Below are 16,914 nucleotides of genomic sequence, written 5' to 3' on the forward strand. Positions count from 1 at the left end.
GATGTCGACAGCCACACTGGACGCGGCAGCCCCCGCTCCCGCCCCCGAGGTCATCGAGTCGTTCACGGTCACCCTCATCATCCGCCGGTTCAACCCGGAGGTCGACGAGCAGCCCAAGTGGGTCGACTACGACGTCGAGATGTACGCCACCGACCGCATCCTCGACGCCTTGCACAAGATCAAGTGGGAGCAGGACGGGTCGCTGACCTTCCGCCGCTCCTGTGCGCACGGCATCTGCGGTTCGGACGCGATGCGCATCAACGGCCGCAACCGCCTCGCCTGCAAGACGCTGATCAAGGACCTCGACATCTCGAAGCCGATCTACGTCGAAGCCATCAAGGGCCTGCCGCTGGAGAAGGACCTCATCGTCGACATGGACCCGTTCTTCGAGTCCTTCCGCGAGGTCCAGCCGTTCCTCATCCCGTCTTCGAAGCCCGGTGCGGGCAAGGAGCGGATCCAGTCCGTCGCCGACCGCGCCCGGTTCGACGACACCACCAAGTGCATCCTCTGCGCGGCCTGCACCTCTTCGTGCCCGGTGTTCTGGACAGACGGCCAGTACTTCGGCCCTGCCGCCATCGTCAACGCTCACCGCTTCATCTTCGACTCGCGTGACGACGCTGCCAAGGTGCGCCTCGACATCCTCAACGACAAGGAAGGCGTCTGGCGTTGCCGCACGACCTTCAACTGCACGGATGCCTGCCCGCGCGGCATCCAGGTCACGCAGGCGATCGCCGAGGTGAAGCAGGCGATCATGCGCGGCAAGCCGTAAGGCCCGGCCGCGTGCTCCGAACCCCTCGCTCCTCCGGGAGCGAGGGGTTCGTGCGTGACGGGGCGGGTCGATCGGTCCCGAAGGGTCGTTCGCCCGATCGAGTGGTCCTGGAGCGGCGTTCGAGGTGCCCCACAACAGCCGTTCGGGACGACTCGACAGCGACCGGAGCCCGAGGCGTCAGTCGCGGGCGGCGGCCCGCGCTTCGGCCGGGCTCGAGGCGTCCAGCGCACGGACAGCGAGTGCACGCGCGTGCTCGAGTGTGTGCTGGCGCAGTTCCGTCCGCACCTCGGCGAGGGCAGAGGGGGCCATCGACAGGCTCGTCGCACCGAGGCCGACGAGCACGACGGCCAGCAGCGGATCCGCGGCCGCCTCGCCGCACACCCCGACCGGCCGTCCCGACTGGATGCCGGCGTCGCCGAGCAGCTTGACGAGCCGGAGAACGGCCGGGTGCCACGGGTCCTGGTACGACGCGACCGAACCCAGCAGGCGGTCGGCGGCGAGCGTGTACTGGGTGAGGTCGTTGGTCCCGATCGACACGAAGTCGGCGATGCCGAGCACCTGACCGGCCATGAGAGCACACGATGGGATCTCGGCCATCACGCCGGCGGTCTTCACGCCGAGCGACCTGGCGAGGGTGACGAAGTACTCGGTCTCGCCCGCGTCGGCCACCATCGGCGCCATGACGGATACCTCGGCGCCTGTCTCCGCCTCGGCAGCGACGATGGCGGTGAGCTGATCCCGGAGGATCGCCTCATTGGCGCGCGTGGCACGGAGCCCTCGCAACCCGAGCGCTGGGTTATCCTCGTGGCCGGTGGCCAGGAACGAGAGCGGTTTGTCCGAGCCGGCGTCGAGGGTGCGGACGACCACCTTCTTGCCAGCGAACGCCGTGAACACGTTCCGGTACTGTTCCTGCTGCTCGGCGATGGTCGGCGCGGCGTCCGAACCGAGGAACATGAACTCGGTGCGGAAGAGCCCGACTCCCTCAGCCCCATGAAGCAGCGCAGCGGCTGTGTCCGCCGGGCTGCCGATGTTCGCCAGCAGGGGGATCTCGGTGCCGTCAGACAGTTTCCCCGGCCCGATCGGCACCTCGACGCGCCGTGCGGCGAGGCGCTGCTGTGCTGCCGCCACCTCCTCGTCGGTCGGCTCGACGATCACACTTCCGTCCGACGCGTCGACGAGGATGACCGTCCCCTCGGAGATCGACGCGGCATCCGTCACACCGACGACGGCGACGATGGCCTGCGAGCGGGCGAGGATCGCGGTGTGCGACGTCGGTCCTCCCCCGATGGTGACGAGGCCGAGCACTTTGCTGAGGTCGAGCGATGCGGTGTCAGCGGGGGCGAGGTCGTGGCAGACCAGGACGAACGGATGATCGACATCGGGAACGCCGGGCGCAGCGACCCCCTGCAGCCTCGCGATGGTGCGCTGCGAGACGTCGCCGAGGTCGGCGGCGCGCTCGGCCATGTAGCCGCCCATCGAGATGAGCATCTGCTGGAAACCGTGAAACGCCTCGAAGACCGCCCGTTCGGCGGTGCGCCCCGTCGAGATCCGCGAGCGAACGTCGTCGAGGAGAGCGGGGTCCTGCGCCATCATCGACTGCGCGTCGAGGACACCCTTAGCTTCTCCTCCTGCGAGGTCTGCACGCTCGGCGAGGTCGGCGGCGACCTCCTGAAGCGCCCCGGCTGCGCGATCGAATTCCGCGTCTGCTTCCGCGGTCCGGTGACCCGTTCCCGGTTCGGGGATCGGATCAGGCATCCGGATCACCGGGCCGTGTGCGACGCCGCGACCGACGCCGACTCCCTGTAACCGCATGGGGTCTCCTTCCGGATTGACCTCGACCCTATCGCGACCGGTACCGGCCGCGTCCGATCTAGTGCCTGTTGATCCGGAGCGACCGGAGCGAACTCGCCGCGCGGAACCTCTGCCGCCTCGTCCGCCCTGCGCCGAGCGAGCGCCTGAGGTCGTCGACGGCCGCCCAGACCCGGTCGGCGTCTTCGTGGCTCGGCCGCTCGGTCGAGAACGTCGCCCGGTCGGCGACGGATGCCAGCGCAATGGCGCGCTTGCCTCCGACGGTCGCCGCCACCTCCCTGCGCGTCGCCGACGGAGGTGGTTCGATGCCGTAGTCGACGGCCGAGTCCGCGAACTCCTGCCAGCCGCCTCGGATCCGGTCGGCCGGGTGGGGTCTCTTCCTGCGCAGCGCCCTGCGACGCAGCTTGGCCGCCATCACGGCGAGGAAAGGGGCAGCGATCACGGCCAGGACGAGGAGCGTGACACCCGCGATCTGGGCGACGAGAAGCAGGGTCGCCAGCAGCGGGTTCTCGGCCGCGTCGTCGTTCTGGTCGCTGTCTGCGGGCGGAGCCTGCTCGATCTCTTCGTCGTCTTCCTCCACGGGAGGCTGGACGATCGCGGGCGGACGGGAGACCTTCAGCGGATCCTCCGGCTCCTCTTCGGGGATCTCCCGCAGCGCGGGCACAGGGTCTGCCGTCAGCCACCGACCGGTCGAGTCCTGCACTTCGATCCAGGCGCTGATGTCCCCACCGGTGAATGTGACGGTCGCCGTGGGCTCAGGAGCGAGGAAACCGACGACGACGCGCGCGGGGAAGCCGAGCTGCCTGGCCATCAGGGCGGCGGTCACCGCGTACTGCTCGGCGTCGCCGATCATCGGCTTGTCTGTGAGCAGTTCCTCGATCCGGTCGATGCCGTGGCCCGAGCGGCTGGGTGGTTCGTCTACGCCGATTCCGTGGCTGATGTAGCCGTCGTTGCGAAGTCCGTCGAGCATCGCCACGAGCTGCTCCCCCGGAGCCGTGATGCCCTCGGTGTAGGTGTCGAGCTTGTCGCGGATGACGGCGGGGAGGTCGTCGATCGGAGGAAGCTCCGCTGTTCCCGGCGCGATCTCGGCGAGCTGGAACGTCGACGGCGTCGGGGTGACGACCGACGTCATCCGGTAACCGTCACCGACGACAAGGCCCTCGACGACGGCGCTGGTCCCGGTGAGGTCGTTGTAGAAGAACCTGGCGGACAGCGCGTCCCTGTTCTCACCGGTGAACTGCATCTCGGCGAGATGCCCGGCCCCGGGTACCCACACACCCGTGTAGCCGTCGATCGCAACGGAGAGCGACACGCGCTCCCCCCGCGCGGCCTGCTCGAGGCGGTACGGCACCCGGACAAACGTGCCTGAAGCGCTTGCGGTTTCCGCACTGCCGACGCTGTAGACGACGCCGTCGTACGTGTCCAGCGTGGCGATGCGGATCCGACCGTCCTGGGGCATCCCTGTGACCGTGAACTGCGGTTCGTTGACGACGTCAGGCAGCAGGTACCGCCGGAACGCGGAGAGCGGACTCGGGTAGTCACGGGGGTTGAACGGTTGTTCGATGTGGCTGCGGATCACGTTCCTGTCGTTCTCCGCCGGAAGCGCTGTGGCGAGGACGGCACCGCCGGTGGTCGCCACTGCGAGGATGAGCCCCGCGCTCACAGCACCGACCAGCGCGGCACGGCGGCGCTCCCGCCGCGACGGCGCGACGCTTGCTACGGCGCTGGCGTGCTGCCGCAAGTGTTCTCTGTGGCGCGCGCCGCGGAGCCAGATCAGCCAGCCGAGCGTGATCACGAGAAGGCTCAGGCCGATCGCGAGCGGGTACCACGAGTCGTCGCGGCCGAAGGTGATTCCGACCACCAGGAGGATGATCGGCCACAGGACAGCCCATTCGGGATACCGGGCACGCAGCGCGACGGACAACGTGATCACCGTCGTGCCGAGGATGGAGATGAGGGCGGGGATCAGCAGGGTCTGGTACGACCCGACGGGGACGAGGATCGTGACGAGCTGCTTCCATGACTCGGCGGTTCCTCTCACGAGGTCCAGGAAGGCGTCAGGCGGCGGCAGGATGCCGGCCGTCATCCGGTCGGGCATCGCCAGTGGCACCCCGGCGAGCAGGTAGACCAGGACGGTGAGTGCGATGACGAAAACGCCGTGGAGCCGGAACAACCAGCCGATGAGCGCCACCGCGACGCCGAGGAGGATCGCGGAAACGGCGAGGGTGATGAAAGGTGGCGACTGGTAGACCGGCCACCACACGCTCGACGCCACGGCGACGGAGGCGATCGTGAAGATCACGGTCACGATGACGGAACCTGCCCTGGTCTTCGTCGTCATGCCGTCACCCTGGCCATCGACTGCTGAAGGTCTTCCAGGTACCCGATCGTGAGCACGGTGAGGCCGCCGGCCTGTTTGAAACTCGGAACGGCATCCGGATCGCAGAGGATCGCGACCACTTCGACGCCGGCGGGGAAGTGCTGGGCCGCGTGGCGCAGCGTCGTGACGCTCACGGTCGACCCGCAGACCAGGAAGGCGAGCGAGATGCCGGCGATGGAGTCCGCGGCCACCCTGGCCAGGTCGCCGAGTCCGAGGGCGGTGCCGGACCGGTCGACGCGGCTGAGGTCGTCGAGGAGCCGTGACCCGGACACCGACGTGAGCTCTTTCACGGCGAGGAGTCGCCTCGTGGCGAACTCGGGCGTGGATTCGCTGGCGACGACCGAGATCGTCCTGGCGTCACGGATGGCGCGCACCCCGATGGACCCGATGACGCTCACCGCCATCTCGAAGTCCTCGTCTCCGGCGTAATCCTCGTCGGCGAGGCTGAGGGCGAGCATGAGGTGGCTGCGCCTGGTCTCCTCGAACTGGCGAACCATGTACTGCCCGGTCTTCGCCGTGCTTTTCCAGTGGATGCTGCGCAGTTCGTCGCCAGGCATGTACTCGCGGAGAGCATGGAACGACACGTCGCTCGCCGTGAGGTCCCGTGTCGGGTTGCCCTCGAGGTCTCGCACGAACCCTGTGCTCATGCTCGGAACCGAGATCGTGCGCGGGTGGACGAACAGGTCGATCCGCTCGTCCCATTCGCGTTCCCGGCGGACCAGGCCGATCGGGTCGGCCCGGACGGCACGAACCGGGCCGACGGGGATCACCCCGCGATGCAGCGCCGGCACGGTGAACACGTCCTCGTAGGTCTCGCCGGCGACCAGGCCGGGGATCTGGAAGTCTGCGAGGCCCTCACCGACGGGGACCTCGATCCGCGTGCCGGTGAGGAGTCTGCGGGTCGGGTTCGTCACTGTGAGCTGTCCGACGGCGCTTTCACCGGCAACGACACGGTTCACCGGGACGCTGAGCGACGCGTCGTGGGAGGTCCTGCCGATGAGGAACAGGGCGGCGGCGAGGATCACGAGCAGGCCGGCCCAGCCGACCGCGACGAGTTCGAGCCAGCCGAGACCGTACCCGGCGGCAAAGGTGATGGCGACGGTCGCGACGATTCCCCAGCCCAGTGGCGTCACGACGGAGGCGACCGCAGCCCACCAGGCGCCGGCGCCACGGCGGACCCGCCGCCAGAATCGGACGACAGCCACGACGACGTCGGCGAGCGCCCCTTCCCGCGACCCGACAAGCCTGGTTCTCGCGTTGTTGAGCTGGGTTTCGCCGAGCACCGTCTGCGACTCGGCACGGGTCAGGCGGGAGCCGTTCCTTCGTGTCGTCGTCCCGCCAGAGATGCTCTTCTTGACCATCTCGGGCCTATGCCACCCGGCTGTCGGTGGGAGGCGGGGTGTCGATGAGGACCTGGGCGATGACGTTCGACGGGTTGACACCGTCGAACTCTGCTTCGGGGTCGAGGATGAGGCGGTGGGAGAGCACCGTGTCGGCGAGCGCCTTCACGTCGTCGGGGATCACGAAGGGGCGGCCGGATGCTGCCGCGAGCGTCTTCGACGTGCGGATGAGCGCGAGCGCGCCGCGCACGCTGGCGCCGAGGCGGATCTCCGTCGCCGTCCTCGTGCCGTCGATGATGCGGGCGACGTAGTCGTTGATGGAGGCGTCGACGTGGACGGTCGTGGCCAGTCGCGTCATCTCCGTGATGGTGCTCGCGGAGGCCACAGGCGAGATCGTGCCGTCCCCGGTCGAGTCTGAACCCTCGAGGATGCGAATCGTCGACTGGTGGTCGGGGTAGCCGATGGACGTCTTCATGATGAATCGGTCGAGCTGCGCTTCGGGCAGGCGGTACGTACCTGCCTGCTCGATCGGGTTCTGGGTGGCGATGACCATGAACGGCGAGCCAACGGGGTGCGTGATGCCGTCGACGGTGACGTGCTGCTCCTCCATCACTTCGAGCAGGGCGGACTGGGTCTTCGGGCTGGCCCGGTTGATCTCGTCGGCGAGCACGATGTTCGCGAAGATCGGCCCGCGGTGGAAGGCGAACTCTCCACTGCGCTGGTCGTAGATGCTGACGCCGGTGATGTCGCCGGGCAGCAGGTCGGGCGTGAACTGCACGCGGCTCGCGGTCCCGGCGATGCTCTCGGCCATGGCTCGGGCGAGAGAGGTCTTGCCTGTGCCAGGGACGTCCTCGAGCAACAGGTGGCCGCGGCTGAGCAGGGCGGTGAACGACAGCCTGATGACGTGGTTCTTGCCGAGGAGCACCTGCTCGACGTTCTCAACGAGCTGGTCGCAGACCCCGGCGAACCAGGTTGCCTGTTCGGGCGTCATCGTCATCTATCGGGCCTTCCCCGGTCGGTTCGCTGTCAGTGGACTGTGTGAGACCATCATGGCGCGAAATAGGAGTGGGACTGCCCATTGACAGCGACGGTGATGGACGCCTGTCCGTCCGCGGGGACCGCGCTGAGGCTGCACGAGTTGGGCGTGGCGACTCCGATGATCGTCGGATCGTTCACGGCGGCGCAGCTGTAGCTCGCCGGATAGGCGGCGCCGTTGGGCGGATCGGCGGTCCAGGTCCAGGTCGCCGTCGCGGCATCCCAGTTGAGGCCCTGCGGCACGAGGCTGACCGAGACACCGCCTGCGGTTTGCCTGTACGGGCTGGTACAGAGGACGAGCCCTCCCCAGTCGTTGCAGGCGCGCACATCGAACGACACCGTCTGGCCGAACGACAGGTTCAAGATCGAGCGGGGCACTCCGGTGCCCGAGAAATTGGTCCACGAGTCGGCGTCCGCCGGACTGATCTGGTAGAAACCTGCGCTTCCTGACGCGATTCCCGAGACGACGTAGTCGTACTCAGTTGATGAGTTGATCCGCTCCATCGACCCGATGACGTCCGTCACAGGAGTCGGCGTGGGACGAAGCGTCACGCCGCTGATCTCCGTCGAGACGCATCCTGCACGGTTGTAGCCCCAGACGATGAAGTAGTACGAACTGTTCCCTTCGTTCAGGCCCGTGAATGTCGTGCTCGTCGTTCCACCCCCGACGAGTCTGGTCTCGAGGGCGTTCGCGCCGCCGGGCGGGCTCGGCGAGCCAGGGGCGGGCGACGACACCGTGCACGGCGACGGCGCAGCGTTCGAGCTGAGCATCTGGACGTAGTAGCCGCCGATGGCGTCGCCGTTGGCCGTGAATGCGCCCCAGCTGACGGCGACGGCACCGTTCGCCGAGTCTCCGCTCACCGAGATGGTGCCCGCGCGCGGCGGGCCGTACGGCACGCCCTCTCCTGACGCCGAATTCCAGGTCGACAGGGCCGGATAGGCGTCGTTCCTGGCCGAGATCGAGAACGGAACCGTCGTGCCGTTCGTCAGCCCTGAGACGTCGAGGGAGCAGCGGGAAGCTGAGCAGATGTTGGTTCCGACCTCCCCCCGCGACACTCCGCCGACGGTGATCGCGTACCGTTTCACCGAGCTGCCTTCACCGGCGGAGACGGCGTTCCAGCTCAACCGCAGTCCGCCGTCGAGCGGTGCGGCGGACAGCCCGGTCGGCGCTGGGGGGATGACGTCGCTCCACACGGCGTCTGGGAGCCGCTGCGCGTCTGACGTACCGATCGCGTTGGATGCCGTGACCTGGAGGCGGACGGCGTTGTCGCTTCCGTTGCCCGGTGTGCGGATCTCACACGTCGTCGTCGAACACGCGGTCGAGCCGAGGGACTCGCCGCCGGCTCCGGTCATCTCGACGGTGAAGCCGGTGAGCGGCGAGTTGTTCGCGGCCCCAGGCTCCCACGCGAGGGTCACCGACCGGTTGTCGAATCCGGTCACCCTCACGTTCGTGACCGGGTCCGGGCGGTCCTGGACCGAGATCTGCACCGTGCCCCACGCGTTCCTCGACGGATCCTCCGTCGCATCCGCCACCTCGTACTGGAGTGTCGTGTCGGCGGCGGCGGCATCCTGGGACACTGTGACGCTCAATCGCCTGTTGTCAGCGCTCGGCGTCACGGAGACGCCCGCAGGAAGCGCGCCGCCGAGTCCCCTGACGGAGACGACACGCAGCGGGGTCGACGGGAACGGGTTGGTGGCCTGGTCATTGGCCAGGACGTCGATCACCGTCGTCGTCCCCCGGCGAACCACCTCGCTGTCCGTGGCGGGCACGGCAAGCGGGCGGGTCGACGGCACGACGTTGAGGACGATCCGCCCGGCATCACCCTCATTGACCGCGTCGCGGACACCGATGATGATCCCGGGCTTCGCACCGATCGGCGCCGTCTCGTCGGCCGTGAGCGTCAGTTTCTGTCCCGAGATGCTGGCGCTGAATCCCGCGGGGCGCGGCTCGAGGATCGTGTAGACCAGTTCGTCGATGTCGTCGTCGTACGGATACGTCGTGAGCCTGGGCAGTTCGATGACCTTGTTCTGACCGGGTTCGAAATCGATGACGCCTCCGGCGAAGACCGGTGGCTGGTTGTCCCGAGGGGTCACGTCGATCGGCAGGACGATCGTCGCGATCCTGCCGTTCGGGTCGGAGGCGCTCGAGCCGTCCGTCACCTCGAATGAGACGGAAGCCGGCCCGAAGTAGCGCTCGGCACTCGTGTAGACGATGGTGTCGCTGTCGCTGACCAGCTCACTGCCGTTGGAGTGGGAGGCACGAACCTTGGCAGCATCCGTCAACCGGACATCCCTGTTCCCGACCGCGACGACGTAGTCGTTGATGTCGATCGTCACCGGCTCGCCACTGACGACGCTGATCGGCCGGATTCCTGCGCGCAGCTGCGGGAGCGCGTCGTCGAGCCCGGGCACCCAGATGAAGGCGATGGCGCTCACGCTGTCGTCGTCCGGTCGGGTGACCCGGAACGGGACGATCTGCGAATCGTTCGTCACGGACACCCGAACCCGTTTGTTCGAGGTGACCTCGGCGTCCCCGTCGGGGATCGGCAGCGAGACGCGCAGCTTCGACACGTCGCCGTCTGCCCAGAACACCCGTGACAGCACGTTGACGTCGATGGTCGACCGCTCGAGAATGTCGTCGAGCGTGAGCACGACGTCCCCGGCGACCGGACGGGCCAGCGGGGCATCGTCCCTGGTGATGACCGTGATGAAGTTGGTCGAGGTGTTTCCCCACTGGTTCTCGATCTCGTAGACGAACCCGAAACGACCCTCGGCGCTCGGCACGGTGACCCGCACGAGCTCGCCGTCGATGACCGCTGTCGCACCGTCGGTGGTCGGTTCGACGGATGTGACGGTGAGCGGGCCGCCGTCAGGATCTGAGTCGTTGGCCAGGACCTGCACCGCAACAGTCCTGTCAGGCCTGGTGATCAGTTCGTCGGCGACGGCGATCGGGACGCGCGAGCCGTCGAGCTTGCCGCTGATACCGATGCGTACCGTTCCGACGGCCTGGCTGCCGAGCGCGTCGATGACGGTGTACGTGAAGGTGTCCGTGCCCGTCGAGTACGCACCGGCCTCGTAGTCGAACCAGTCCTCGCCTGCGCCGACGACCGCACCTTTGTCCGGGTTGGAGGCCTGTCCGATGAGCTGGACGGAGTCGCCGTCAGGGTCGATGCCTGAGAGAGGAATGGTGACGCGGACCCGCTCCCCGCTGAGGACACGGGCGGTGACCGTCTTCGGCACGGGGGCCGCGTTCGACGCGGCATCCACCTCGCGGACGTTGAGTGTCACCTGCGCATCCGCCCATTGGCCGTCAGGGGCGGCGGTCCGGTACGTGGCCGTGAAGTTTCCCGGCATCTCCGGCGCCAGGTAGCGGAGGACGCGACCGGAGGTGAAGAGCAATCCTGCGCCGTCAGGCAGGTTCTTGCTGAGCTTCGGGTCGAGGCTCAGGGTGTCGCCGTCCGGGTGGGTGTCGTTCGCGAGGACGGGGATGTCGATCGCGTCGCCGACCCGCACGGACACGGAGTCCGGGTAGGCGACAGGGGGCTGCCGGACGATCGGCGTCGGGATCTCGATCACCGTCACCGTTCCCTGCGATTCGGCCGTGCCGTTGGAGACGCTGTAGTTGAACGACACCGGCACGTCGAGCGGAGTGGTCAGGCTGACGCGGAGGATCCGCTGCTCGAGGATCTCGACCCGCAGGCCGGAGTCTCTGGGGACGTTGGTGAAACCGGTGACGACGAGGACACCGCCTGCGGGGTCGAAGTCGCCGGCGAGCACGTCGACCCGCTCGGTGCTCTGCTCACGGATGTAGACGGTGTGCAGCACGGTGACGGGAGGTTCTCCTGCGTCAGGCGGCGTGATCACGTCGATCCGGACCGTACCGGTCTGGGTGCGGTTGCCGTCTGTGACCGAGTACTCCAGGTAGTGCGTGCGCACTTCTGTGCTGACGAACCGGAAGGTGCCGCCGTCGTAGTCCGCGGTGATGGTCGCGCCTTCCTTGGCCGGGACGTTCGCGAGACGGAGCGGTCCCGATCCGCCGCGCACGTGCGGCAGCGGCGAGACGACGACCTCCTGGCCGGCATACGCGAGCACGGGGAACGGCTCGGCGATGATCGGGACTTCTCCTGTGGGGTACACCGTGACGGCGAACCCGCCTGCCCCTTCTGCGACGCCGTCCGAGACGGTCAGCCCGATCTGCTTGAGCGTGCCGCCCAGACCCGCGTCGGTGTAGATGATCGTCCCGTCCGGCGTGTACTGGACCGTGTCAGGCGCAGGCACGCCCGCCTGGGTGAGGTAGAACGGATCTCCGTCCGGGTCGACCCAGTCCCCGAGCGTCTGCGCGGTGAGGCGGCCTCCGGCGTTCACTGAGGCCTTCGACTTGCGGATCTGCGCCGGCGGCCCGTTCTCCCCTGGTTGTCTGACGGTAAGGGTCACTGTCGCCGTCGATGTGCCGCCGCGACCATCGGTGATCGTGTAATCGAACGTGAGCTCGCCTGCGGCATCCGGTGTCAGGGTGACCTGAAGCTGTTGGGCGTTGTTGACGAGCTCGAGCCGCCCCTCGGTCTCGTCGAGCTCGGTGAACCTGCTGATCATCAGCACGTCGCCGTTGGGATCGATGTCGTTCAGGAGAACGGGCAGCGGGGAGGTCTTGCCAGGGCGCGCCCCGAAGGCATCGGGGACGGCCGTCGGCGGCAACTGCGTCTGCTCGTATTCCGGCGGCGTGTCCTCCTGATTGTCGTCGACCTCCTGTTCATCCTCCTCGACGTCGAGGAGTTCATCCCAGTTGTCGATGAGCTGGTTGTCGGCCTGGACCGCCCAGGATGCTCCTCCGACGGAGTCGTTGAGGAGGAGATGAGTGCCGTTCCTCCGGAACTCGAGGTCGGCGCCGCCCGTGGCGTCGACCGTCGACCGCCTGGTCTGTCCTTCGCACCGTTCGAAGACCGTGCCGTCCTCCCACGCGGCGTAGTCGCAGTCGGCGACGGTGACCGGGCGGGAAGGAAGGCCTGAGACATCGGTCACGGTCTCAGTCGGTTCGCCGCCTGAGAGCGGAACGGAGAGCAGCCCGCCGTCGATGCCGACGAGCACGGCTGAACCATCCGCGGAGGGCTGGGGCAGGACGGGATCGACGGCACCAGGGAGGTCGACGGCTTTTCCGCGGACGATCACCCGGCCAGCCGATTCGTCGAGAACCACGGGATCCGAGCCGACCGAGCTGAGCTGGAACTGCTCCGAATCTTCGCCGACATCCACCGATGTGGTGTCGCCGACGGTGTCCTCATCCGGTCCGATGCGGTAGATCTCTGATTCGTCCGGCGAGAAGACGAAGAGGTCTCCTGACGGGTTCACCGACCCGATCGCACCTGAGCCGAGTGACAGTGTCGGGTCCGATTCCGCGTCGAAGGTCGCCAGGTCTTCGACGGACACCAGCCAGAAATCACCGTCCCCTGCGATGGTCACCCGCCCCTCTGCGAGGCTCACATCGGTCGTGCCAGGCGGGAGCGGCACGCTCTCGAGAATGGCTGCCGTCGCCGGGTCGATGATGTCGATCGAGCTCTGACCCGCGTCGAAGACGAGCACTGCTTCGCCCTCCTGAAGGATGTCCAGGCGCGCGGAGCCGGCTGTGATGCCCGCATTGAGTTCGAAGACCTGGGTGTTCGCCCGCCCGACTGCCTGCCGGGATTCGTTCACCACCCACACGGCGCCGTCACCGAGGTCGAGCTGCTGGGCCCTGTACCCGGTGGAGATGACGGCGACCGTGGCGATGAGCGCACAGATCGCCGTGCCGCTCGTCAGGGTGGCGAGGAGCTGGCGCCGGGAGCGGAACCAGGACATCAGCCGGAGCCCTCGGGGATGTCGACGCATTTCTCGGCACTCGGCGGGCCGAGCTTGCCCTCACGGTTCACCAGGACGGTCAGGCAGACCTGCTCGCCCGCCTCACCGTCGACGGTGAACTCAGCGGCACGCTGGATACTCGTGGTCCCGCCCTCCGGACGGATCTCGTACGAGTCCGTCTCCTCGAGGCCGGGGTCTGCCCAGGTGAACTGCACGCTCGAGTCCTGGACCTCGGCCGCGATGTCGACGACGGTCGGGATGCTGTTCTCCGGAGCCAGCCGCAGGACGACGAAGACGGTGGTCACGGCGAGCAGCACGATGAGCGCCGAACAGGCGACGATGGCCAGCACGAACGGCCGGCCGAGCGGCTGGCCCTTTCTCACGCCGCTGCGGTCACTGAGCGGCGTGGCCTGCTCGGCCACGGCCACACGGGTGGCGCCGGGCTGCCTGGCAGCGTCGTCAGGGGTCTTCCTGCGCCTGCGCCCGGGCTCGACGGTGCGGATCGGGTTGACCCTGGTCCGGTCGCCTGCGTCGTGCACGGCCGTGAACGCCCAGTCATCGACGGCGACGTCCGGCTGTGTCGGCGGCAGTCCGAGATCAGCCTCAACCGACTGCAGCTCGCGGATGAGTTCCATCGCGGACTGCTGCCTTGCCTCCGGTCGCCTGGACATCGCCCGGGCGAGCAGGTTCTCGAGTCGTTCGGGAACGTCTTCCCTCCCGATCGGCTGTGGCTTCCCCTTGCTCGACCGCGCGATGAGGTCTGCGGACGAGTTGTTCTGCCAGGGGATCTCGAACGGTGCACGACCGGCGAGCAGAGAGTAGATCGTGGCGCCGAGCGACCAGACCTCGCTGGGCACGGTGCCGTTCGTCTGGCTGTGCAGAACCTCGGGCGCCGACCAGGGGATCGACATCCCGACCGTCTCGTCTGGCGTCGACTCTCCCACTGTCCCCGCGATGCCGAAGTCGCTGAGAACGGGATTGCCGTATGCGGTCATGAGGATGTTCGACGGCTTGATATCACGGTGCAGGACACCGGCGCGGTGCGCGGTCTCCGTGGCGCTGGCGATCTTGATCCCGATGCGGAGCGCCTCGGAAACCGACAGGGGTTCTTCGCGGTATCGCTGACCGATCGCCGACGAACACAACTCCATGACGAGGTACGGCCGCCCGTCTGCCGCAACACCCGATTGATAGACGGTGAGGATCGCCGGATGCGCGCTGAGCTGGGCCATCAGGTCCGCCTCGGCCTGGAACATCCGCCTGACGTCCGCGTTCACGTATTCGCTCAGCATCACCTTGACGGCCACCTGGCGACGTGGGTTGTCCTGCTCGTACAGGAACACGTCGGCGAAGCCCCCTGAGCCGAGGATGCGCACGAAGGAGAAGCCGGGCAGTTGAGGCGGCTGCGATGGCAGACGTCGGGTCACTGGGCTCTCCCTTCACTGATCGACGAGAGGGAAAGGTTTCGAGTGCAGAGAATCGCCCGATCCCCCAACCTTCCCCATTGTAGACAAAAGCGCGAGGGCGCTATGCCCCCGGCCAGGGGGGCAAAATCTCGATGACGTTACCGTCTCCGATGTCGATGAATGTGCCGGGGATGACCACGACCGACTCCCCCTGACGCAGGCGGCGCCAGTGGCCCTGCGGCGGGATCACCGAGGTTCCGTTCGTGGATTTGAGGTCGGTGGCGACGATGGAATCACCGATCTGCTTGATCTCCAGGTGGGTGGCGGAGACAGACTTCGACCCGGAGACCACGGGTACGAGACGGGAGGGGTCAGGCAACGGGATGCGCGGCTGCCGCGGGTTCCTGCCGAAGTAGTGGACGGCGTCGAGCGGATAGGCCTGACCGCCGTTGATCCGGAACCCGTAGAGCAGGGTCTTCGGGTCGTTGGCGACGAGCGGGGCTTCCCTGAGGACGGTCTCGTCCTGGATCGGTGGCGCGATGTCCCTGCGGAGCACCGTCTCGCCGTCGTGACGCATGGCCGGGTCGTCTTCAGGGCGGACGCGCTGCACCGGCGGCCTGATGATCGTGTTGGTCTCGGCCGGGGACGGATGGAAATGGCTCGCAGGGGCGTGGGTCATCGCCGGTGCAGCGGCAGGTGCGGCGGCGGCTGGAGGGGCGAACGGGGAGACGGGAGTGGCGACATCCGTAACGGGAGCTGCTGCGGCCTGCTGCGCGTCCGCCACCCAGTCGATCCGGTTGGCGACGATCACCCCCGACCCGAGCGGGAACGAGACACCGGAGACCGGGGCACCGGGTTCGCCAGTGAGCCCCCCTGCTGCCACGGCCTCGACGCCGCTCAGTTCGTCTCGGCGCCACGGCTGGTCGCCGCTCGTGATCCTCGTCCAGGCGCCGTCAGCGTGGGCGTCGACGACCGCGTCCCCGTGCACCAGAAGCTTCAGAGTCGCCTGGCTCTCGCCGTCGCGCTCGAGGGCGACGAAGGATGCCGGCTGGCCCCCTGACGAGTTCGGGATGGCACGCAGCGTGTCGTCGAACGTCGTCTGGGCCGACTGGACCATCGACCAGAGCCGTTCGACGATCGCCGGCTCAGACGGCGTCCGCAGTGCGATCAGGAACTTCTGACTGACGATGTAGATCCAGGGAGTGCCTGAATTCGTCATCGCGTAGCGATAGGTGGACGGCTGGTCGCGCTCTGCAGTGTTCACGGTGCCCCTCGAAAATGCGGTGCAGGCGAGTTCCCCTGAAGAAGGGGCGTCGCGCCTGTCGTCCTATTCTGCCCTCTGCCCCCGTTTTGGGCGACCCGTTTGCGATTCCAGCTCGCCGAACGGGCGTCGGTGCCCTGATCTAAGCTTGGATTCATGTCTTCTGCCGCACCTCTCCGAATCGCCTCCGTCAACACCAACGGGGTTCGCGCGGCCTTCCGGAAGGGCATGGGCGACTGGCTCGATGCTTCGGACATCGACATCCTGGCCCTGCAGGAGGTCCGTGCAGCCACGAGCGACCTCGAGGGGCTGTTCGGTCCGGACTGGGACATCCTGCACGACCCCGCAACGGCGAAGGGCCGGGCGGGCGTCGCCATTCTCAGCCGCGCGAAGGCCTCCATTCACCGGGTCGAACTGGGCCCCGTCGACTTCGACAGCGCCGGGCGCTGGCTGGAGGCGGACTATGAGGTCAACGGCTCGATCGTCACCGTCGTCTCGACCTACGTGCACTCCGGTTCGGTCGACACCCCCAAGCAGGTCGAGAAGTACAAGTTCCTCGACGCCATGACCGAACGGCTGCCGGAGCTTGCCGCACACTCCGGGTACGCGGTCGTCCTCGGCGACCTCAACGTCGGGCACCGCGAACTCGATATCAAGAACTGGAAGGGCAATGTCAAGAACGCCGGCTTCCTCCCCCGGGAACGCGCGTACTTCGACCGTTTCTTCGGAGCCGAGGGCGAGCCGGTCACGGGCGTCGACGGCTCCGTCGGCACCGGACTCGGCTGGGTCGACGTCGGCCGCAGGTGGGCCGGAGAGGTCGACGGGCCGTACACCTGGTGGTCGCAGCGTGGGCGCGCGTTCGACACGGGCACGGGCTGGCGACTCGACTACCAGGTCGCCACACCCGCCCTTGCCGCCACCGTCGTCGACTACCGTGTCGACCGGGCAGCCAGCCATGACGAACGCTGGTCGGACCACGCCCCCGTCGTCGTCGACTACGCGATCTGAGACGCCACGAGGCGGTCGCCCGCACTCGCCGAAACATCCACTCGAATTCACCGCTTCGCCGCCTTCACGCTGCG

The 16,914-nt window shown here is 67.7% G+C and carries 9 protein-coding genes; 2 read left to right on the forward strand and 7 right to left on the reverse strand.

Going from position 1 to position 16,914, the window contains the following annotated elements:
- Position 1: 1 nt before the first annotated feature.
- Positions 2-769: a succinate dehydrogenase iron-sulfur subunit gene (locus tag AC1M0F_RS08480; protein WP_480237789.1), complete on the forward strand. Its 768-nt coding sequence runs from the start codon at positions 2-4 to the stop codon at positions 767-769.
- A 177-nt stretch (positions 770-946) separates the two neighbouring features.
- Here AC1M0F_RS08480 and ptsP read toward each other — a convergent pair whose 3' ends face one another.
- The 7 genes from ptsP to AC1M0F_RS08515 all read right to left on the reverse strand — a co-directional run bounded on the left by ptsP (position 947) and on the right by AC1M0F_RS08515 (position 15,835).
- The gene (gene ptsP, locus AC1M0F_RS08485) at positions 947-2,581 is read right to left on the reverse strand and encodes a phosphoenolpyruvate--protein phosphotransferase (RefSeq protein WP_480237790.1); all 1,635 of its coding nucleotides are present in this window, start codon (positions 2,579-2,581) and stop codon (positions 947-949) included.
- A 58-nt stretch (positions 2,582-2,639) separates the two neighbouring features.
- Complete coding sequence (locus AC1M0F_RS08490) at positions 2,640-4,919, reverse strand: transglutaminase TgpA family protein (RefSeq protein WP_480237791.1); 2,280 nt, start codon at positions 4,917-4,919, stop codon at positions 2,640-2,642.
- Positions 4,916-6,319, reverse strand: a complete 1,404-nt coding sequence (locus AC1M0F_RS08495; protein ID WP_480237792.1) for a DUF58 domain-containing protein — start codon at positions 6,317-6,319, stop codon at positions 4,916-4,918. Before AC1M0F_RS08495 ends, AC1M0F_RS08490 begins: the two co-directional genes overlap by 4 nt.
- A 7-nt stretch (positions 6,320-6,326) precedes the next feature.
- A complete protein-coding gene (locus tag AC1M0F_RS08500; RefSeq protein WP_480237793.1) occupies positions 6,327-7,295 on the reverse strand; it encodes an AAA family ATPase in 969 nt (322 codons plus the stop codon).
- 50 nt (positions 7,296-7,345) lie between these two features.
- Positions 7,346-13,165 (reverse strand): Ig-like domain-containing protein, encoded by a 5,820-nt coding sequence (locus AC1M0F_RS08505; RefSeq protein WP_480237794.1) that lies wholly within the window; start codon positions 13,163-13,165, stop codon positions 7,346-7,348.
- Positions 13,165-14,592, reverse strand: a complete 1,428-nt coding sequence (locus AC1M0F_RS08510) for a serine/threonine-protein kinase (RefSeq protein WP_480237795.1) — start codon at positions 14,590-14,592, stop codon at positions 13,165-13,167. The genes AC1M0F_RS08505 and AC1M0F_RS08510 overlap by 1 nt, the downstream gene beginning before the upstream one ends.
- A gap of 100 nt (positions 14,593-14,692) precedes the next feature.
- Positions 14,693-15,835, reverse strand: a complete 1,143-nt coding sequence (locus AC1M0F_RS08515) for an FHA domain-containing protein (protein WP_480237796.1) — start codon at positions 15,833-15,835, stop codon at positions 14,693-14,695.
- A 153-nt stretch (positions 15,836-15,988) separates the two neighbouring features.
- On the opposite strand from AC1M0F_RS08515, the gene AC1M0F_RS08520 reads away from it, so the two are divergent.
- Positions 15,989-16,840: an exodeoxyribonuclease III gene (locus AC1M0F_RS08520; protein WP_480237797.1), complete on the forward strand. Its 852-nt coding sequence runs from the start codon at positions 15,989-15,991 to the stop codon at positions 16,838-16,840.
- Positions 16,841-16,914: the final 74 nt, after the last annotated feature.

The sequence above is a fragment of the Mycetocola sp. Y719 genome (genome assembly GCF_056713205.1).